Consider the following 19,157-nt stretch of genomic DNA (forward strand, 5'->3'; position numbering starts at 1 on the left):
TACGAAACTGCCCTCTCGAGGATTTCGTACCAAGATTCGGTGCAGCGAACGGGCCGGGAACCCCCGTGGCTCCCGGGCCGCACGTCAGCGGATCGTCAGCGGGACCCGCCTCGCTCTCGGCGGTGCTGATCGGTGCGTGCCTGGCCGGCACCGTGTCCGCCCCGACCGCCCTGACCATCCTGGCCGCTGAATCTGCCGGACTTGACCTGGTCGGCGAAGCGCCCTTTGGTGATCCGGTCGAACCGCTGCCGGACGTCCTCAGCCAGATTGTCGAGCCGGTGCTCCGCCTGTTCGGCCACCTTCTTCGCCGCTTCCGTCATGGCTCCCCCCGCCAGATCGGTCCGGTTTGAGATGGTTAGATCCGATTAGTCGAGGCTATCGAGAGAAGCGGTCCCCCGCTCGGGTTTGCGTCAACCCGAGCCGGTCCGACGAGCCGGCCGGCGCCTCGCCGGCAGAACTGCTGGGCGGGTCGAGGAATCAGCGGCCGGGGCTACGGCGGGGACGCCAGACCACCAGTGCGGTGGAGGTCTGGTTGGTCGGCACCAGGTCACGGCCGGGGAAGCGGGCCAGCGATTCCAGCTCGGCCATCCGGCGGTACGCGGCCTCCAGTTCGGCCTCCAACTGGGCAACCCGCTGCTGCGCCCGCTCCAACAGCTGCTCCAGGCCGATGATCCGCTTGATCCCGGCGAGGTTGACCCCGTCGTCCTGGCTGAGCCGTTGCACCTCGCGCAGCAGCACCACGTCCCGCACGCTGTACCGCCGCCCACCACCCGCCGCGCGGCCGGCCTGCACCAGGCCGAGCCGGTCGTACTGGCGCAGCGTCTGCGGGTGCATCCCCGCCATCCGTGCCGCAACCGAGATCATCAGCACCTTGGCCTCGTAGGCAGGGTCATCCGAACCGACGAACCCGTCCATGCCGCTCACCTCCGCACCGCTTCACCGATCAACTGAACCGACGCACTCGCGCGTCGAGATGTTCCCGAGCCGCTGGCGGCGTCTGCGCGGCGAACGTCTCCAGGGCCGCCCGTGCCTCGTCGGAGACCCGGGCCGGCACCACCACGTCGAGCGTGACGAGCAGGTCGCCGGCCTGACCGTCCCGGCGGCTCACACCCTTGCCCCGGGCCCGCAGCACACGTCCGCTCGGCGTACCAGCCGGCACCCGCAGGGTCACCGCACCGTCGAGGGTCGGCACCCGCAGATCGGTGCCGAGCACCGCCTCCGTGAAGGTGATCGGGACAGTCAGGGTGAGGTCGTCACCGGTGCGCCCGAACAGCTCGTCCGGCCGGACCTTGACGTGCACGAACAGGTCACCCGCCGGGCCGCCGCGCTCGCCGGGCTCGCCCCGGCCGGCCAGCCGGATCCGCTGCCCGTCGGCCACGCCGGCCGGGAAGCGGACGTTGAGCGTACGGGTCTTGGTCACGCCGCCGGTGCCCTGGCACTCCGGGCACTTCTCGTCGACCACGGTGCCGACGCCCTGACAGTTGCGGCACGGCTCGGAGAAGCTGAACGCGCCCTGATTACGGGTGGTCACCCCGGCTCCGTGGCAGACCGGGCAGGCCCTCGGTTGGGTGCCCGGCTTGGCACCGTTGCCGTGGCAGGTGTCGCAGACCCCGGGTGCCCGCAACGTCAACGGCAGCGTCACGCCCCGGACCGCGTCGTCGAAGTCGAGCGCCACCTCGGTCTCGACGTCCCGCCCACGCGCCGGGCCGGGCGCACCGCCGCCAGCACCCGGGGCGCCGCCGGAGAAGATCGAGCTGAACAGGTCGGAGATGTTGCCGCCGGCGAACCGGCCGCCGCCGGGGGACGCCCCGCCGAACAGGTCGGAGACGTCGAACGGCATCCCGCCGGGCTGGCCCGTCTGGCGGGCACCTCGGCGGAACGCGCCCGAGCCGAACAGCGAACGCATCTCGTCGTACTCACGGCGCTTGGTGTCGTCACCGAGCACCGCGTACGCCTCGGAGACCGCCTTGAAGCGCTCCTCGGCCTTGGGGTCACCGGGGTTGTGGTCCGGGTGTGACTCGCGGGCCAGCTTCCGGTACGCCTTCTTGATCTCGTCAGCGGAGGCGGTCTTCGCCACGCCCAGGACCGCGTAGTAGTCCTTCTCGATCCAGTCCTTGGAACTCAACGTCCACCTCCCCGCCGTCGGGCCGGGGCCGCCCCGTCCGCCGTAACTCGGCGGGCGGGGCGGCCCGGTCACCGTCGCGCACTATTCCGGATCGGCCACCGCGACCAGCGCGGGCCGCAGCAGTCGCTCGCCAATCTGGTAGCCCCGCCGCATCACCTGCACGCAGGTCGGCTCGGTGACGTCGGCCGACGTCTGGTGGGCCACCGCCTCGTGCCGCGTCGGGTCGAACGGGTCGCCCTGCTCACCGAAGGGCGTCAGGCCGAACTTGCCCAACGCGGTGATCAGCTGCTCGGCCACCGAACCGAAGGGGCCGACCAGGTCGCCGTGCTCCCGGGCCCGGTCCAGGTCGTCCAGGATCGGCAGCAGCGCGGCGAGCACGGAACCGGTGGCCTGCTCGGTGACCAGCCCACGGTCGCGCTCGACCCGCTTGCGGTAGTTGGCGTACTCCGCCGACACCCGTTGCAGGTCCCGCGTGCGTTCCTCCAGGTCGGCGCGGAGCGCCTCCAGCTCGGCACCGAGTGCGGTACCCGCGCTCTCCGACACCTTCTCCGCCGGGGTCTCCCCCACCGGGTTCGCCGGAGAGTCCACCACCGGCGGCCCGTCGGTGGACGGTTCGCTCAGCGCGGCGGCCTCGACCTCGATCGCGTCGACCACGACCTCGGCGTCCTCGACCAAGCCCTCGGCCGGGGCGTCCGACCCGGCGTCGGCCGCCGCACCGTCCGGCTCACGGGTCTGACTGATCTTGCGGTTGTTGCGGATGACGACCCGCGGCGCGGCGCCGGCGGCCGGCTCCGACGCCGAGCCACCCGGCGCCGACCCGGTGTCACCCGGGTCAGCGGCTCGTGGCTTCTCCGTCATACGACTACCTCGTCCCTCTGCCCGCGAGTCCGGGCGGTCACTTCTTGTCCTCGTCCACGATCTCCGCGTCGACCACGTCGTCGGCACCGGGCCGAGCGCCGGCCTGCGTGCCGCCGGCCGCACCGGCACCGGCCGCGCCACCGGCGCCACCAGGGCCGCCCGCCTCGGGCTGCTCGGCCTGCTGGGCGTAGAGCAGCGAGCCGGCCTCCTGCGAGACCTGCGCCAACCGCTCGTGCGCCGACTTGATCTTATCGATGTCGCTGCCACCGAGGGCACCACGCAGCTCACCGAGAGCCTCGTTCAGCTTGTCGCGGTTCTCGGCGGGCAGCTTGTCGCCGTTCTCGGCCAGGAACTTCTCGGTCTGCCACTGGAGGGCCTCGGCGACGTTGCGGCTCTCGGCCTCGTCGCGGCGGCGCTTGTCCTCCTCGGCGTGCTCCTCGGCGTCCCGGCGCATCCGCTCGATGTCATCCTTCGGCAGCGAGGAGCCGCCGGTGATGGTCATCTTCTGCTCCTTGCCGGTGCCCAGGTCCTTGGCGTGGACGTTGACGATGCCGTTGGCGTCGATGTCGAAGGTGACCTCGATCTGCGGCACGCCGCGCGGGGCCGGCGGGAGGCCGGTCAGCTCGAAGGTGCCGAGCTTCTTGTTGTACGCGGCGATCTCACGCTCGCCCTGGAAGACCTGGATCAGCACCGACGGCTGGTTGTCGTCGGCGGTGGTGAACACCTCGGAGCGCTTGGTCGGGATGGTGGTGTTGCGCTCGATCAGCTTGGTGAAGATGCCGCCCTTGGTCTCGATGCCCAGGCTCAGCGGGGTCACGTCGAGCAGCAGGACGTCCTTGACCTCGCCCTTGAGCACACCGGCCTGGAGGGCGGCGCCGACGGCGACGACCTCGTCCGGGTTGACGCCCTTGTTGGGCTCGCGGCCGGTGAGCTGCTTGACCAGCTCGGTCACGGCCGGCATCCGGGTCGAGCCACCCACCAGGATCACGTGCTCGACGTCGGCGACCTTGATCCCCGCGTCCTTGACGGCCTGCTCGAACGGGCCCTTGCAGCGGTCCAGCAGGTCCTGCGTCATGCGCTGGAACTCGGCCCGGCTGAGCGTCACGTCCAGGTGCAGCGGGCCGGCGGAGCCGGCGGTGATGTACGGCAGGTTGATGTTGGTGGTGGTGGCGGCGGACAGCTCGATCTTGGCCTTCTCGGCCGCCTCCTTGAGCCGCTGCATCGCCATCTTGTCCTGCGACAGGTCGATGCCGTGCTCGCCCCGGAAGGTCTTCACCAGATGGTCGATGATCCGCTGGTCCCAGTCGTCGCCGCCGAGCAGGTTGTCACCGCTGGTCGACTTGACCTCGATGACGCCCTCGGCCAACTCCAGCAGCGACACGTCGAAGGTGCCGCCGCCCAGGTCGAAGACCAGGACGGTCTGCTCCTTGGAGCCCTTGTCCAGCCCGTACGCCAGCGCCGCCGCGGTCGGCTCGTTCACGATCCGCAGCACGTTGAAGCCGGCGATCTCACCGGCCTCCTTGGTGGCCTGGCGCTGGCCGTCGTTGAAGTACGCCGGGACGGTGATCACCGCGTCGGTGATCTGCTCGCCCAGGTACGCCTCGGCGTCCCGCTTGAGCTTCATCAGCGTCCGGGCCGAGATCTCCTGCGGGGTGTACTTCTTGCCGTCGATGTCGACGGACCAGTTGGTGCCGATCTCCCGCTTGACCGAACGGATCGTCCGGTCCGGGTTCGTCACCGCCTGGCGCTTGGCGACCTCGCCGACGAGCACCTCGCCGTTGCGGGCGAACGCGACGATCGACGGGGTCGTCCGCGAGCCCTCCGCGTTGGCGATGACGGTGGGCTCACCGCCCTCCAGAACGCTGACGCAGGAGTTCGTCGTGCCGAGGTCGATACCGACCGCACGTGCCATCTTCGCTTCCTCGCTTCGTAACGTTGAGCAGGTGACGGAGGTTGCCGTCGCACTGCCTGGCGGGCGCCGCCCGCAGCGACCCCACCTCAAGTTGAGTGAACTTGACTCAATAGTGCCACGCCCGCCGGAATCGTCAAGTCAGGGTTGAGTCGGATAGGCGCAACTCGCGGCTCGCTACCGACCGGTTGTCTTACCTTGTGTCGGTCGGGCACGCTTTAGCGGTGACGACGAACGGCGATTCCGCCTCACTATCCGGCACGCCCGCCGTCGCAGCCCGCACCGGCCCCATCGACGCCGGGGAGGTCCGGTCCGCCGGGGAAGACCTCCTGCCCGACGCCCTGACCGGCCTGCGTGCCGCGATCGGGGAGGCCCGGTTCCCGCTCGTACTGCCCTCGGCCGACCCCGCCGGGCGGATCGGCGCCGCTCTCGCCGACCAACTCGACGACTACCTGCTGCCCCGGCTCACCCGCCTCGACGCGCCGCTGCTCGTGGTGGTCGGCGGGTCCACCGGCGCCGGGAAGTCGACCCTGGTCAACAGCCTGGTGCAGGCGCGGGTCAGCGCCGCCGGGGTGCTGCGTCCCACCACCCGCTCGCCCGTCCTGGTGTGCAATCCGGCCGACTCGCCCTGGTTCCGCCGGGGCGAACTGCTGCCCGGCCTCACCCGCACCAACCAGCCCAGCGACGACCCCCGCACCCTGCATCTGGTGACCGCCCCGGCGCTCGCACCCGGGCTGGCCTTCCTGGACGCCCCCGACATCGACTCGGTGGTCGACGCCAACCGGGCGTTGGCCGGCCAACTACTCGCCGCCGCCGACCTCTGGCTCTTCGTCACCACCGCCGCCCGGTACGCCGACGCCGTCCCGTGGGAGCTGCTGCGCGGCGCGCGGGCCCGGGGCGCGGTGATCGCCATGGTGCTCGACCGGGTGCCGGCGGAGGCCACCGACGAGGTGGCCGCGCACCTCGGCGAGATGCTCGCCGAGCAGGATCTCGGCTCGGCGCCGCTGTTCGTCCTGCCGGAGACCTGGATCGACGGGCAGGGCCTGCTACCCGACCGGGTCACCGCACCGCTGGCCGACTGGTTCGCCCGGCTCGCCGCCGACGCGGACGCCCGCTCCGCGGTGGTCCGGCAGACCCTGGGCGGCGCGCTGGCCGCGCTGCAACCGGCCGTCGAGAGCCTGGCCGGTGCCGCAGACGAACAGGTGGCCGCCGCCGACGCGCTGGACGATCGGGTACGCGCCGCGTACCGGTCCGCGAACCGGACGGTGGAGCAGGGGCTGCGCGACGGCCGGCTGCTCCGTGGCGAGGTGCTGGCCCGCTGGCAGGAGTTCGTCGGCACCAGCGAGTTCTTCCGCAGCCTGGAGGCGCGGATCGGCCGGCTACGGGACCGGCTCGTGGCCGCGTTCAGCCGACGCCCGGCGCCCGCCGCCGAGCTGCGCGACGCGATCGAATCCCAACTGGTCACCCTGCTGCGGGCAGTGGCCGCCGAGGCGGCCGAGCACGCGTACACCGGCTGGAAGGCTCATCCGGCCGGCGCGGCGCTACTCGAACCGGAGCTCGCGCACCACTCCGCCGACCTGCCCGAACGCGCCGAGCGGCTGGTCCGGGACTGGCAGCGGGGCGTGCTGGAGTTGGTCCGCACCGAGGGCGGCGACCGACGTTTCGTGGCCCGCACGGCGGCGTACGCGGTGAACGCCACCGGGCTGGCCGTCATGATCGCGGTGTTCGCCTCGACGGCGTTCATCCCGACCGGGCTGGAGGTCGCCACCGGAGCGGGCACCACCGTCGCCGGACAGGCGGTACTGCAAGCCATCTTCGGCGACCAGGCGGTGCGTACGCTCGCCAACAAGGCCCGGGAGGATCTGCTGGACCGGGTGCGGGTCCTGCTGGACGCCGAGGCGGCCCGCTACCTCGCCCGGACCGAACAGGCCCGGCCGGCGGCACAGGCCGCGACCGCGTTGCGCCAGGCCGCCGAGCGGGTGGAGACGGCCCGGCTACGCAGCGGTTTCGCCGACCCGGCCGCCGCCCTGAGCGGACCGGCCGCCCCGGGGCGGCCGGCGTGAGCACAGCGATCAGCCGGGAGCGGCCGTGATGGGAATGGGCGGACGCCTGCGTGAGGCGTTGCGGGCGGACGGCCGGGTGGACGCCGACCAGTTGGTCGCCCGACTGGAGGCGATCCACCGGTTCCTCGGCATCGTCGACGGCCAACTGCCGGACACCCCGCTGGTGCCGGCACGCACGCTGGTCGAACGGGCCGGCACCCGGCTGTCGCTCTCCCGCGACCACACCGTCGTGGCGCTCGCTGGCGCGACCGGCAGCGGCAAGTCGAGCCTGTTCAACGCGATGGCCCGGATGGACCTCTCCACGGTGGGGGTACGCCGGCCCACCACCGGCGTGGCACACGCCTGCGTGTGGGGGCCACTCGACGGCGGCACCCGGCTGCTGGACTGGCTCGGCGTGCTGCCTCGGCACCGGTTCGTCCGGGAGAGCGCGCTGGACGGCGACGACGAGTCCACGCTGCACGGGCTGATCCTGCTCGACCTGCCGGACTTCGACTCGGTGCAGCACTCCCACCGCTTGGAGGTGGACCGGCTGCTCGGCCTGGTCGACCTGGTGGTCTGGGTGGTCGACCCGCAGAAGTACGCCGACCGGGTGGTGCACGACAGCTACCTGCGCGAATTCCACCGGCACCGCGACGTCACGGTGGTCGTACTCAACCAGGTCGACCGGCTGCCCCCGGCCGAGGTGCCCCGGGTCCTGGCCGACCTGCGCCGACTGCTCGACGCCGACGGGCTCGCGGGGGTGCCGCTGCTGGCCACCACCATCGCCGAACCGGCCGGCACGGAAGGGCTGCGCGAGGCGCTGGAACGCGGTGTCGCCGAGCGACAGGCCGCGCTGCGCCGGCTCTCCGGTGACGTGGACGCGGTGGTCGCCGCGCTGGACGAGATGGTCGGCGCGCCGCGTCCGGCGCTGCCCGCCGGTGATCCGGCGGTGGCCTCGTTGGACCGGGCGCTGGTCGCCGCAGCGGGCGTGCCGACGGTCGCGGCGGCGGTCGAGCAGGCGTACCGACACCGGGCCGCCTCGACCACCGGCTGGCCCGTGGTGCGGCTCTGGCGGCGGCTACGCGCCGATCCGCTGCGCCGGCTGCACCTGACCGACTCGTCGGGTTACCCGCGCGACCCGGCGGAGAGTCTGGTCGCCGCGACGTCCGTACCGGAACCGAGCGCCGCCGACCGGTCCGCGCTGGGGCTCGCCGTCCGCACGGTGGCCGAGCGGGCCGGCTCGGGTCTGCCGAGCGCCTGGCCGAACGCGGTCACCGCGGCGGCCCGGTCCCGGCTCGGTGACCTGCCGGACGCCCTGGACCGCGCGATCGCCGGCACCGACCTGGGGATGAACCGGCCCCGCGTCTGGTGGCGGCTGGTCGGCGGGGTGCAGTGGCTGGTGACCCTGGCGGCCCTGGCCGGGCTCGGCTGGCTCGCGCTCGGCTACGCGCTGCGGGCCCTGGGGCTGCCGGAGCTGCGTCATCCGATGGTCGGTGAGGTGCCCGTACCGACGCTGCTGCTGCTCGGCGGGTTGCTGGCCGGGCTGCTGGTGACGGCGCTGACCCAACCGGTGGCGCGGTGGGCCGCCCGGCGGGCCCGGCAGCGCGCCGAGGCCCGGCTGACCAGCGCGGTGGCCCAGGTCGGCGAGGAGTACGTGCTGGCACCGGTGCGCGCAGTGATCGCCGCGCACGCCGACGCCCGGACCGTTCTCGAGGTCGCCCGACACCGGTGACCGATACCGGTCGGTTCGGTCAGCGGTGGCCGGGCCGCGAGCGGCGTAGTGTCGACTCATGGCCACGCCACAGACCCCTTACGAAGCGGTGCTGCACGCCGCCCGCGACGTGACCAAGCTCGACACGGCGCTCGACGCGGAAATGCTCGGTGCGGCTCTGCTGGGCAGCGTGTACGAGGTCGCGGAGACCGACCGGGAAACGGCGGTACGTGAGTTCGTGACCGGCTTCCTCGCGGCCACCTCCCGACGGCGGGCCGCTGCGGCGACCACCGTACGCGCGGTGTTCGCCGCCCTCGTGCCGGATGCGACCGGCGCGGACCGGGTTCGCCCCGGGGCTGCCGCACCGGCCTGGTCGGGTCAGCTCGGCCGGGTGCACCTCACCGGCACCTGGGCGTACGGCGACGTCTACGGTGACCAGACCTCCTACCTGGCGACCTTCGCGTACGACGACACCGCCGGTGGGCCGGAGCACGCGCTGATCGCGCTGGTCGACCACAACATCGGCATCGCCAAGGACGTCTTCGTCGGCGGGCCGGCGAGCCGGATTCTGGACCAGGTCCGGCAGTTGTGCGCCGAGGACGAGTTGACCTGGTTTCGGGAGGAGGACCCGACCCGGATGCGCGGCGAGGTGAGCCGCCACCTGGCCGTCACCGACCACCTCGGACAGTTGCCGGGGACGACTTCCCTGGCCACGGATCGCGCGTTGGCCGGGGCTCGGCTGGCGATCCTGCCGGCTGCGAAGGTGCCCCTGCCCGGGCCGTCCGACGATCCGCTGCCGGACGCCGCGCGGGCTGCGGAGATCCGGCGTTTCCTCGCCTCGCCCGAGGCGAGCCGGGCCGGGTTCGACGACGTCGATGGTGCCGAGTTGGCCTCGCTGCACTTCTGCCTGGGCCTGCTGCTGGACCACGCGGCCACCTTCGCCGACGCCGACCCGCTGCGCTGGAGCCCGACGGTGGCCGGGTTCTTCCTGCTCGACTGGGTTCACCGTCGGGCCGTGCTGGACATGGACGACGCGGCGATGCTGCCTCGGGTGCTGCGTGCCTGGGCCGGGTACGCGGCCCGCAAACGTGGGCTGCCCGCAGCGGCTGCCGCCGGAACGGACACCGCCATCGCCGAGATGGTGCCGGAGTTCGTCCGGCTCTACGCGACCGGCGAGCGGCGCAGCCCGGCGACCGCCGCCGTCGCCCAACTGATGGCCGACGGCGTCGACCCGGACGACCCGGCCGCCCTCGACGCCTGGATCGACGCCAATCGGCACCGCCTCTCCGACGACGGCTGACCCGGCCCGGCTCAGGTGCCGGCCGCTGGTCCAGTGGCGTTCCGGCGGCGGTGCGGTATCCAAGCCGTCTCGATACCGCCGTGCCGCCGGAATCAAGCTGTTCAAGCGACGCGGCCTGCTCAGCGCAGCAGGACGAAGACCACCGCCGCGACCAGGCCACCGAGTGCGCCGCCGGTGAGCACCTGGGCGGAGGTGTGGTCGCCCAGCCGGACCCGTGACCAGCCGACCAGCCCGAGCAACGGGGAGGCGACGAGCAGCCAGGCGCCGAAGGTCACCACCAGCACCACCAGCGTGCCGACGGCGACCGCCGAGTGGATCGACATCTTCCACCAGTGGCTGACGGTCACCGCCACCACCAGGCCCACCAGTCCGGCGGCGACCAGCGCCAGGACCGGGCGCGGCGCGCCGAGCACCGCGAGCAGGGCCAGCCCGGCGGCGGCCGAGCCGAGTCCGAACAGCAGCGGGATCCGCCGCTGTTCGCGTACCCGCACGTGGTGATCGGTGAGCCGGCCGCGACGCACCCCGCCGAGGATGTACGCCATCGGGATCACACTGACGAAGACGACCGCGAACAGGCCCCACCCCAGACCGCTCATCGCGCCCCGGGCGCTGTGCCAGCCGATCACGACGGTGAGCAGCGACACCAGGACGGCGGGCGCGGTCAACTCGGTGACGATCCGGGCCAGTCGCAGTCCTGGGCCGGGCCGGGCCGCAGCGACGTCGTGGGCGGCCAGGTCACCGTCGACCAAGATCCGATCCCCCGCTCCGTCCGACCCGCCGAGGGCGCCGTGGCGCCGCCCTCACCGTACCGTCGGCGCCCCGGTGCTTCCCGGTAGATCCGGGCCTGCTGGTGCGCTCCGGCGGCGGCGCAGGTGGTGCTGCGACCGGCTGCGAGCCCGGTCCGGGGAGGCCGGACGTCCCGCCGCGACGCTGGCCGGCGACGACGCGGGCAGCGCATCGGTCGGCTCGGCCGGCCCGGCTGGCTCCGCCGAGGCGCTCGGACCGGTGGGCGTGCTCGGGTCCGTCGGCGTGCTGGGGCTTGCCGAGCTGGACGGGTCGGTGGTGGCCGGCGGGTCGGTGCTGGCCGAGGGGTCGGTCGTGGCCGGCGGATTCGCCGAGGCGCTCGGGTCGGCCCCGTCCGACGGGGTTGCCGAAACCGTCGGGCTGGCGGAGGCGCTGGGGGTGGGTGACGAGGTCGGTGTGGCCGACGGCGACGGAGATCCGGGCAGCGACCCGCTCGGCGCGGGTGTCGGAGCCGGGGTCGGCACCGGCACCGGGTTGGTCGAGGGCGGCCAGGGCCGGGGGGAGGTCCGCGGCGGGTCCGCGCGACGCTCCGGTGTCGCTGCCGAGCGGGTCGGCCCCAGGCCAGGCCGGCCCACCGGGACAACCGGCGGGGCGGCCGGAGCGGTCGACGGCACCGCCGTCGAGGTGGCGGTGGGGGCGCCGGTGGGCGGCGGCGGGATCACCACCGGTCCGACCGAAGGCGTCGGCATGAACGGCGTACGGCTGTCCGGCAGGGCGGTGCTGCCCACCGTCGCCGAGCCGGTGCTGATCGCGGCGAGGACCGGCATCGAGGCCGTGCCGGCGAGCAGCGCCACGGTCAACAGGTAGCCCCGGGCGGGACCGGCGGTGCGTACGGCGCGATGGGCACCCACCACCCGGCGGTAGCCGCCGGGTGCCCGATGCCGTCCGAGAGTTCCGGCCCCCTCAGCTGGTTCGGACACCACGCACTCCTCGTCGTCGCCCCGGGCCGGGACCACCTGAGCAGCCCGGCGGACCGCCGAGATTGGATCGGAGGCCCACGCGAAACAGCCTGGGTCAGTGACTCTGAGTCAGCCAACCCCTCACCGCGTGTCGAAACGCGTATCTGGCCGAATGGTGACGAACCACCACCGGATCGGCCGGGCGTCGCTGGACCCGACACCTCGGCATTTCGGGTAACGAAGCGGGCCCGGCCTGGGATGCGGGGCAGGCGGAGTGTGGGACGGCTCACCTGTGATGCGAATATGGAGCCACGGCGGCAGCGCAGCCGCGACCTCCGCGCACCCACGCGGTAGGCGCGACTGGGCGTCGGCGCTCCCCGAACCGGGTTCGGCCATGAATCCGGCTCAACACCGCGCGGCAACCCCCACCGGGGCTAGGCGCGGTCGCCAGGAACCGATCCCGGCACCAGCCGGGACGGGCGCACGAGTCGCGCGGCCGGGTGACCCCCCGGTGCCGACGCAGACACGACAGGGAGAGACGGATGGCAAAGGGCGACCCCGGGGCCAGCACCCGCGGCCGGCGAGCCGCACCCCGATCCAGGAAGGCCGCGACCGGCGACCCGGAACTGGTGCAGCTGCTCACCCCCACGGGTGAGCGGATCGAGAGCGTCACCGGCCCGGACGGCACGGAATACCGCGTCGACTTCACCGACGAGGAGTACCGCGGCCTCTACCGCGACCTGGTACTGGTCCGGAAACTGGACGCGGAGGCGACGGCCCTGCAACGACAGGGCGAGCTGGGCATCTGGGCGAGCCTGCTCGGCCAGGAGGCGGCGCAGGTCGGCTCGGGCCGGGCCCTGCGTACGCAGGACATGGCGTTCCCCACCTACCGCGAGCACGGCGTGCTCTACTGCCGTGGCATCGACCCGATCATGCCGCTGGGGCTGTTCCGCGGCGTGGACCAGGGCGGGTGGGATCCGAACGAGTTCAAGTTCAACATGTACACGATCGTGATCGGGGCGCAGACCCTGCACGCGACCGGTTACGCCATGGGCGTCGCGATGGACGGCAAGACCGGCACCGACGACGGTGAGGCGGTGATCGCCTACTTCGGCGACGGCGCCACCAGCCAGGGCGACGTCAACGAGGCGTTCGTCTGGGCCGGCGTGTTCAACTCCCCGCTGGTGTTCTTCTGCCAGAACAACCAGTACGCCATCTCCGAGCCGCTGGAGCGGCAGACCCGCATTCCGCTCTACCGGCGGGCCGCCGGCTTCGGCTTCCCCGGCATCCGGGTGGACGGCAACGACGTGCTGGCCACGTACGCGGTGACCCGGCACGCGCTGGACAACGCCCGGCACGGGCAGGGCCCGAGCCTGATCGAGGCGTACACCTACCGGATGGGGGCGCACACCACCTCCGACGACCCGACCCGTTACCGGATCGCCAGCGAGGTCGAGGCCTGGCAGGCCAAGGACCCGATCGCCCGGATGAAGGCGTTCCTGGAGCGGGAGCAGATCGCCGACAGCGACTTCTTCGCCGAGGTCGACGAGCAGGCCCGCCGGGAGGCGATCGAGCTGCGCGAGCGGGTGCTGGCCATGCCGAACCCGGAGCCGGTCACCATGTTCGACCACGTCTATCCCAACGGGTCGCCGCTGCTCGACGAGCAGCGTGCGCAGTTCAACAAGTACTTCGACTCGTTCGAGGGGAGCACCCACTGATGGCCACGGAGACGCTCACCCTCGGCAAGGCCCTCAACGCCGGCCTGCGCAAGGCCCTGGAGAACGACCCGAAGGTCGTCATCATGGGCGAGGACGTCGGCAAGCTCGGCGGCGTCTTCCGGATCACCGACGGGTTGCAGAAGGACTTCGGCGACCAGCGGGTGATCGACACCCCGCTCGCCGAGTCCGGCATCATCGGCACCGCGGTCGGCCTGGCCATCCGGGGCTACCGGCCGGTCTGCGAGATCCAGTTCGACGGCTTCGTCTACCCGGCGTACGACCAGATCGTGTCGCAGGTGGCGAAGATGCACTACCGCTCGCGCGGCAAGCTGAACATCCCGATGGTCATCCGGATCCCGTTCGGTGGCGGCATCGGTGCGGTGGAGCACCACTCGGAGTCACCCGAGGCGTACTTCGCGCACACCGCCGGCCTCAAGGTCGTCTCCTGCGCCAACCCGCAGGACGCGTACGTGATGATCCAGCAGGCCATCGCCTCGGACGACCCGATCGTCTTCCTGGAGCCGAAGCGACGCTACTGGGAGAAGGGGCAGGTCGACCTGGACGCCCCGCTGTCCGGGGCGTACCCGCTGCACTCGGCGCGGGTGGCGCGGGCCGGCACGGACGTCACCCTGCTGGCGTACGGCCCGATGGTGCGGACCTGCCTGGACGCGGCGACCGCCGCCGCCGAGGACGGCCGCAACCTGGAGGTCATCGACCTGCGCACGCTCTCCCCGCTGGACCTCGGGGTGGTGTACGAGTCGGTGCGGCGCACCGGCCGCGCGGTGGTGGTGCACGAGGCACCGTCCAACGTCGGCCTGGGCGCCGAGATCGCCGCCCGGATCACCGAGGAGTGCTTCTACTCGCTGGAGTCGCCGGTGCTGCGGGTGGCCGGCTTCGACACCCCCTACCCGGCCGCCCGGGTGGAGGAGGAGTACCTGCCCGACCTCGACCGGGTGCTCGACGCCGTCGACCGCACCTTCGGCTGGTGAGCGGGATGTCCCGGATCAAAGAATTCAACCTGCCCGACCTGGGTGAGGGCCTGACCGAGGGCGAGATCCTCGCCTGGCTGGTCAAGGTGGGCGACACCATCGAGCTGAACCAGCCGATCGTCGAGGTGGAAACCGCCAAGGCGGCGGTGGAGATCCCGGCGAAGTGGGCCGGCCAGGTGCAGGCGATCTTCCACCCGGAGGGCACCACGGTCGAGGTCGGTACCCCGATCATCGCGATCGACACCGAACCGGGCGCCGGACCGGTCGAGTCCTCGGCCACCGACCTGCCCACCCCGTCGGCGGCCTCGCTGGCCGCTGTCGAGGTCGCCCCGGCTGAGGGCGCGGTCGAGCCGGGCCTGATCGGTGGGCCCGCACCGGGTGGTCGTACCGCCGTTCTGGTCGGTTACGGCCCGCGTACCACCGCCGCCAAGCGCCGTCCCCGCAAGGGTGCGGCCCCGGCGGCTGCGGTGCCGGCCGCCGCGGTCGCGGCGCCCGTCGCGCCGGTCGCGGCGCCGGTCGCGCCGGTGCCGGTCCCGGCCGCGCCGGTGTCACCCGTCCCGGCGGTGAACGGCAACGGTCACCTCGCCGGTCCGGTGCTGGCCAAGCCGCCGGTACGCAAGCTCGCCAAGGATCTCGGCGTCGACCTGCGTACGCTGACCGGCTCGGGCCCGCTCGGCTCGATCACCCGGGAGGACGTACAGCGGGCGGCGTCGGCACCGGCGGCGGCCGAGCCGCTGACGGCGGGCGCGCCGGCCACCTCCGCCGCGAGCTTCGGTGCCGACCGCGAGCAGCGCATCCCCGTCAAGGGGGTACGCAAGCTCACCGCCGAGAACATGTCCCGCTCGGCGTTCACCGCCCCGCACGTCACCGAGTTCCTCACCGTTGACGTGACCCGGGCGATGAAGGCCCTGGACCGGTTGCGTGACCGGCGGGAGTGGCGCGACGTACGGGTTTCGCCGCTGCTGCTGGTGGCGAAGGCGGTGCTGCTGGCGGTCAAGCGGCATCCGATGGTCAACTCCTCCTGGGCCGGCGACGAGATCGTCGTCAAGGAGTACGTCAACCTGGGCATCGCAGCGGCCACCGAGCGCGGGCTGATCGTGCCGAACATCAAGGACGCCGGCCGACTGAGTCTGCGCGAGCTGGCGGACGCGATGACCAACCTGGTGCAGACGGCCAAGACCGGCAAGACCTCGCCGGCCGACATGTCGGGCGGCACCCTGACCATCACCAACGTCGGGGTCTTCGGGGTGGACACCGGTACGCCGATCCTGCCGCCGGGTGAGTCGGCGATCCTGGCCTTCGGCGCGGTACGCGAGCTGCCCTGGGTGCACAAGGGCAAGGTCAAGCCACGCCTGGTCACCACGCTCGGCCTCTCCTTCGACCACCGGATCATCGACGGTGAGCTGGGCTCGAAGTTCCTGCGCGACATCGGCGACTTCCTCGCCGATCCGGAGGCGGCACTGCTCGCCTGGACCTGACGCAGCACGACGACGGCCGGTGTGCCACGGGTGAACGCCCGGCACACCGGCCGTTGCCGTTGGACGAAGAAAGCCGGTCCACGCTCCGCCGCGTACCTACGATTCTTAGGCCGGTGTTGCAGCTCACCTAATAATCGTTGGATCCTGGTGCCGTTTTGCGCTTCAATGGACTCAACGACGGGCCGACAACCGAATAGCCAGGAGGAGACCCCCAATGAGCATGATCGAGCGAATCCGTAACCGCCGCGACGCCAACCGCCGCGCCCGCGCCATCGAGCGGGCCCTGCGTTCCGCGAGCTCGCCTGCGGTCCGCGACGAGATCCTCGCCATCGCCCAGCGTCACATGCACTGACGCTCCACGACGTTATCCGCCCTCCTCCAGATCGACGCCCCGCCCGGCCACCGGGCGGGGCGTCGGCGTTGCGCCCGGCCGCTGGCACCGGGATACCGCCCCGACGCAGCGCCCGGTACGGTGGGGCACGGTCGTCATCCGTGGTCGGGGACAGGTTGGGGCGATAGATGCACCTCGACACCGCCCAGCGACGGACAGTGACGATCAATGCTCCCCGGAAGCCCCTCGAAAGGTCACCGGGATACGGTGCGGGGAGCCGGCACGGCCGGTACGCCGGCACCGCCGGCTGCCCGGCCGAGACGATCGGCGACGGCGGCCGACATGTGATGGAGGAGGCGCACGCATGACGTCCGAGGGCCCGCACCACCCCGGCCAGGAGCCGGACGAGGTGCCGCCGGGCGGCGGCGGACCGGCGCCATACGGCGACCGACCGGCTCAGCAGGACAACGGATACGGCACACCCGCCCCGGACCTGGGCTGGGCACCCCCACCGCCGGCCCGCCCCGACCAGGCCACCCCCGCGTGGGCGAGCCAGCCGGGCGCTGGCTGGGGCAGCCCGCAGGCGACCCGGCAGGCGCAGAGCGCCACCTCCGGCAGCTGGGATCCGGCCGCCGGCGGTCAGCCGTCCTGGGCCGCGCAGGGCGAGCAGCCCGGGGCCAACTGGGCCTCGGCGGCGCCGCCCACATCGGACCAACCCGCCTGGGCCAACGGTGGGCAGAGCAACCCGGCCTGGGCCGGCTCCACCACATCGGACGCCGGCCAACCAGCAGAGTGGACGCCCAACCAGACCCCGTCGGGTCCGTCGGCGGACTGGAACAACGGCCAGCCGGGGTCGGCCCAGCCAGCCGCCTGGCCGGCTGGCCAGCAGGCGGAGTGGAACGCCACCCCCCGCCCCAGTGAGCAGCCACCGGGCTGGGCCACCACCGCGAGCCCGCCCGAGCCGGCGCAGCCGGAGTGGGCCCAGACCAACCAGCCCGCGCAGCCCGACTGGGCGCAGGCCAGCGCACCGGCGCAGCCCGACTGGGCGCAGACCAACTCGTCCGCGCAGCCCGACTGGGCGCAGACCAGCGCACCGGCGCAGCCCGACTGGGCGCAGGCCAGTTCGCCCGCACAGCCCGACTGGGCGCAGACCGATCAGCCCGCCGAGCCGGCGGCCCGGGCCACTGCCCAGGTGCCGCGGGCCGACCCCGCGCCGCAGCAGCCGTCCGCAGCGGGCGATGCGGCCCGGGCCGGCGCCTGGCCCGCCGAGCAGCAGGAGCAACCCAGCTGGGCCACCGGTCAGGGCCGGCAGCCGGAGGCCGCCGGCTGGGCCGGCGAGCAGCGGCCGGCCGAGGGCTGGCAGACCGCAGGCGAGCGGCCCGCGCAGCCCGACTGGGCCACGTCGCAGCCCGCCGAACCGGCCGGCTGGGCCGGTGGCGGCACGACCGCCGACGAGCGGCCCCAGTGGTCGCCGCCGGCTCAGGACCGACCGGCAGTGGCATGGACGCCCGCCGAGCCCGCCCCCGGGGCGCCGACGCCGACCTGGAGCCCCTCCCAGGAGCCGTTGCCGTCCCGTACCGCCGCCGACCGGGCGCCGCTCACCGAGATCGAGCCATGGGCACCCGGCGAGGCATGGGGAAGCAGCGGGGCGGGCGAGGCCGGGTCGGCCCGACCTGACGCCGGGCGTTCCGAGGACAGCCCGGTCTACCAGCCCGCGCCGGCCCCGGGCATCTCGCCGGCCAACATGGTGCCGCTGCCGCCACAGGAGCAGCGGGTACCCGGTGCCAGCCTGGCCGCCGCACCGCCCGCCGACTACCCGGCCCAGTTCTCCGATGACCCGGCCACGCCGGGTTCGCGTCCGCCCGCCGAACAGCCGGCCGGCGGCATCGGCTGGGGCCAGTCCGAGTCGCAGCAGGACGAGCCACAGTCACCGGCTGAACCAGTCATCCCCGCGCCCCGGACCTCGTCCGAATCCGCCGGCCGGGCCACCCCGCCGGCAGGTGCCGGCGGTGTCTCGGCGAGCGCGTCGGTGCCGACGGCCAGCCGGGTCACGCCGCCGGCCGACCACACGGTTCGGCCGACCGGCCCGTCCGCACCCCGGGTGTACGGCCGACCCGCCCGACCGGAGCCGGAGGAATCCGCCCAGGAACGGGAGGAGCATTCCCCGGCAACCCGGTTCGACCAGGGCCCGGATCCGCGTTTCGGTGATCACGAGCAATCCGGGCCGAACGGCTTCGCCGCCGCCGCGCCGGCCTCGCCCGCCTTCCCGCCAGCCATGCCCTCCTTCGCGGACGCGCCAGCGACCAACCGGCCGGTCAACGGCGTCAAGCCGCACGCCGAACCGGAACGCCCGGCTGATCGGTTCGGAGCCCCCGCTGGTGACCCGTTCGGCGGTCCGGCTCGTGACCCGTTCGCCGGTTCACCTGACCGCCCCGGGGTCACCTACGGCTCGCCGGCCCGTCCCGAGTCGGGCGGCGACCACACGTCGGCCTTCCCGCCGGCACCCCAGTCGAACGCGCCGTGGAGCCCGAGCGCCCCGGCAGCCGAGTCGGAGCAGGGCCGCTTCGACGCGTTCAAGCCGGTCGCGGAGCCCGATCCCGACGCGCCGCCACCGAAGGTACGCAACGGTCGGGTGCTCGCCGCGGTGCTGGTGGCTGCGGTGCTCATCCTCGCCATCCCGCTCGGCCTGCTTCTGCTGCTCGGCAAGTTCGGCGGCTCGGACTCGGCCGCACCGTTCGACCCGGCGGTCGGCTCCTGCGTCAAGCGCTCGGGCGACACCGCCATCGAGGCGGTGTGCGGCGAGCCGGAGTCGTTCAGCGTGGTGTCGAAGGTCGACTCGAAGGACAAGTGCCCCGACCCGGCCCTGCCGTACGTGGAGCTGCGGGGCAGCGTGGCCAACCCGGTGCTCTGCCTGAAGGACGCCGCCAGCTGATTCCGGTGTCGCGGTGTCGCGACGATCGCATGCGGAAGCGCCCGCCCCACGAAGGGACGGG

The 19,157-nt window shown here is 73.1% G+C and carries 15 protein-coding genes; 10 read left to right on the forward strand and 5 right to left on the reverse strand.

The window, feature by feature from the left end:
• Window positions 1–122 precede the first annotated feature (122 nt).
• On the forward strand, window positions 123–350 hold the full coding sequence (locus tag E0H26_RS30625; protein WP_206025302.1) for a hypothetical protein: 228 nt from the start codon (window positions 123–125) through the stop codon (window positions 348–350).
• Between the two features lie 127 nt (window positions 351–477).
• Here E0H26_RS30625 and E0H26_RS22215 read toward each other — a convergent pair whose 3' ends face one another.
• The 4 genes from E0H26_RS22215 to dnaK all read right to left on the reverse strand — a co-directional run bounded on the left by E0H26_RS22215 (window position 478) and on the right by dnaK (window position 4,895).
• Window positions 478–915: a heat shock protein transcriptional repressor HspR gene (locus E0H26_RS22215; protein WP_131306821.1), complete on the reverse strand. Its 438-nt coding sequence runs from the start codon at window positions 913–915 to the stop codon at window positions 478–480.
• A gap of 28 nt (window positions 916–943) precedes the next feature.
• Window positions 944–2,125, reverse strand: coding sequence for a molecular chaperone DnaJ (gene dnaJ, locus E0H26_RS22220; protein WP_131306823.1), 1,182 nt, complete (start codon window positions 2,123–2,125; stop codon window positions 944–946).
• Between the two features lie 81 nt (window positions 2,126–2,206).
• Window positions 2,207–2,983: a nucleotide exchange factor GrpE gene (grpE, locus tag E0H26_RS22225; protein ID WP_131306825.1), complete on the reverse strand. Its 777-nt coding sequence runs from the start codon at window positions 2,981–2,983 to the stop codon at window positions 2,207–2,209.
• A gap of 37 nt (window positions 2,984–3,020) precedes the next feature.
• Window positions 3,021–4,895 (reverse strand): molecular chaperone DnaK, encoded by a 1,875-nt coding sequence (dnaK, locus tag E0H26_RS22230; protein ID WP_131306827.1) that lies wholly within the window; start codon window positions 4,893–4,895, stop codon window positions 3,021–3,023.
• A gap of 221 nt (window positions 4,896–5,116) precedes the next feature.
• Here dnaK and E0H26_RS22235 point away from each other — a divergent pair, with 221 nt between their 5' ends.
• From E0H26_RS22235 to E0H26_RS22245, 3 genes are read left to right on the forward strand one after another with little or no spacing between them, the layout of a single operon-like run.
• On the forward strand, window positions 5,117–6,955 hold the full coding sequence (locus E0H26_RS22235) for a GTPase family protein (RefSeq protein ID WP_131306829.1): 1,839 nt from the start codon (window positions 5,117–5,119) through the stop codon (window positions 6,953–6,955).
• Between the two features lie 34 nt (window positions 6,956–6,989).
• Complete coding sequence (locus tag E0H26_RS22240) at window positions 6,990–8,666, forward strand: GTPase (protein WP_131307001.1); 1,677 nt, start codon at window positions 6,990–6,992, stop codon at window positions 8,664–8,666.
• 58 nt (window positions 8,667–8,724) lie between these two features.
• On the forward strand, window positions 8,725–9,945 hold the full coding sequence (locus E0H26_RS22245; RefSeq protein ID WP_131306831.1) for a hypothetical protein: 1,221 nt from the start codon (window positions 8,725–8,727) through the stop codon (window positions 9,943–9,945).
• Window positions 9,946–10,064: 119 nt separating this feature from the next.
• On the opposite strand, the gene E0H26_RS22250 is transcribed toward E0H26_RS22245, so the two are convergent.
• Window positions 10,065–10,694 (reverse strand): phosphatase PAP2 family protein, encoded by a 630-nt coding sequence (locus E0H26_RS22250; protein ID WP_131306833.1) that lies wholly within the window; start codon window positions 10,692–10,694, stop codon window positions 10,065–10,067.
• 73 nt (window positions 10,695–10,767) lie between these two features.
• Between E0H26_RS22250 and E0H26_RS22255 the strand changes: the two genes are divergently transcribed.
• From E0H26_RS22255 to E0H26_RS22275, 6 genes are all read left to right on the forward strand, one after another.
• Entirely contained in the window at window positions 10,768–11,556 is a 789-nt protein-coding gene (locus tag E0H26_RS22255; protein ID WP_131306835.1) for a hypothetical protein, read from the forward strand.
• A 634-nt stretch (window positions 11,557–12,190) separates the two neighbouring features.
• Window positions 12,191–13,366: a pyruvate dehydrogenase (acetyl-transferring) E1 component subunit alpha gene (gene pdhA, locus E0H26_RS22260; RefSeq protein WP_131306837.1), complete on the forward strand. Its 1,176-nt coding sequence runs from the start codon at window positions 12,191–12,193 to the stop codon at window positions 13,364–13,366.
• Complete coding sequence (locus E0H26_RS22265) at window positions 13,366–14,355, forward strand: alpha-ketoacid dehydrogenase subunit beta (protein WP_131306839.1); 990 nt, start codon at window positions 13,366–13,368, stop codon at window positions 14,353–14,355. The genes pdhA and E0H26_RS22265 overlap by 1 nt, the downstream gene beginning before the upstream one ends.
• Window positions 14,356–14,360: 5 nt before the next feature.
• Window positions 14,361–15,833: a dihydrolipoamide acetyltransferase family protein gene (locus E0H26_RS22270; RefSeq protein WP_131307003.1), complete on the forward strand. Its 1,473-nt coding sequence runs from the start codon at window positions 14,361–14,363 to the stop codon at window positions 15,831–15,833.
• Window positions 15,834–16,047: 214 nt separating this feature from the next.
• Window positions 16,048–16,185, forward strand: coding sequence for a hypothetical protein (locus E0H26_RS29415; protein WP_165521953.1), 138 nt, complete (start codon window positions 16,048–16,050; stop codon window positions 16,183–16,185).
• Window positions 16,186–16,528: 343 nt separating this feature from the next.
• Complete coding sequence (locus E0H26_RS22275) at window positions 16,529–19,096, forward strand: hypothetical protein (protein WP_131306841.1); 2,568 nt, start codon at window positions 16,529–16,531, stop codon at window positions 19,094–19,096.
• Window positions 19,097–19,157: the final 61 nt, after the last annotated feature.

It is taken from the genome of Micromonospora zingiberis (assembly GCF_004331455.1).
GTDB lineage: Bacteria > Actinomycetota > Actinomycetes > Mycobacteriales > Micromonosporaceae > Micromonospora > Micromonospora zingiberis.

What these genes read in the sequence shown, in the direction of transcription:
- E0H26_RS22215 (WP_131306821.1), bottom strand. Translation starts at nt 915, where the DNA reads ATGGACGGGTTCGTCGGTTCGGATGACCCTGCCTACGAGGCCAAGGTG.
- dnaK (WP_131306827.1), bottom strand. Translation starts at nt 4,895, where the DNA reads ATGGCACGTGCGGTCGGTATCGACCTCGGCACGACGAACTCCTGCGTC.
- E0H26_RS22275 (WP_131306841.1), top strand. Translation starts at nt 16,529, where the DNA reads ATGACGTCCGAGGGCCCGCACCACCCCGGCCAGGAGCCGGACGAGGTG.
- E0H26_RS22265 (WP_131306839.1), top strand. Translation starts at nt 13,366, where the DNA reads ATGGCCACGGAGACGCTCACCCTCGGCAAGGCCCTCAACGCCGGCCTG.
- E0H26_RS22270 (WP_131307003.1), top strand. Translation starts at nt 14,361, where the DNA reads ATGTCCCGGATCAAAGAATTCAACCTGCCCGACCTGGGTGAGGGCCTG.
- E0H26_RS22240 (WP_131307001.1), top strand. Translation starts at nt 6,990, where the DNA reads ATGGGCGGACGCCTGCGTGAGGCGTTGCGGGCGGACGGCCGGGTGGAC.
- E0H26_RS29415 (WP_165521953.1), top strand. Translation starts at nt 16,048, where the DNA reads ATGAGCATGATCGAGCGAATCCGTAACCGCCGCGACGCCAACCGCCGC.
- E0H26_RS22245 (WP_131306831.1), top strand. Translation starts at nt 8,725, where the DNA reads ATGGCCACGCCACAGACCCCTTACGAAGCGGTGCTGCACGCCGCCCGC.
- grpE (WP_131306825.1), bottom strand. Translation starts at nt 2,983, where the DNA reads ATGACGGAGAAGCCACGAGCCGCTGACCCGGGTGACACCGGGTCGGCG.
- pdhA (WP_131306837.1), top strand. Translation starts at nt 12,191, where the DNA reads ATGGCAAAGGGCGACCCCGGGGCCAGCACCCGCGGCCGGCGAGCCGCA.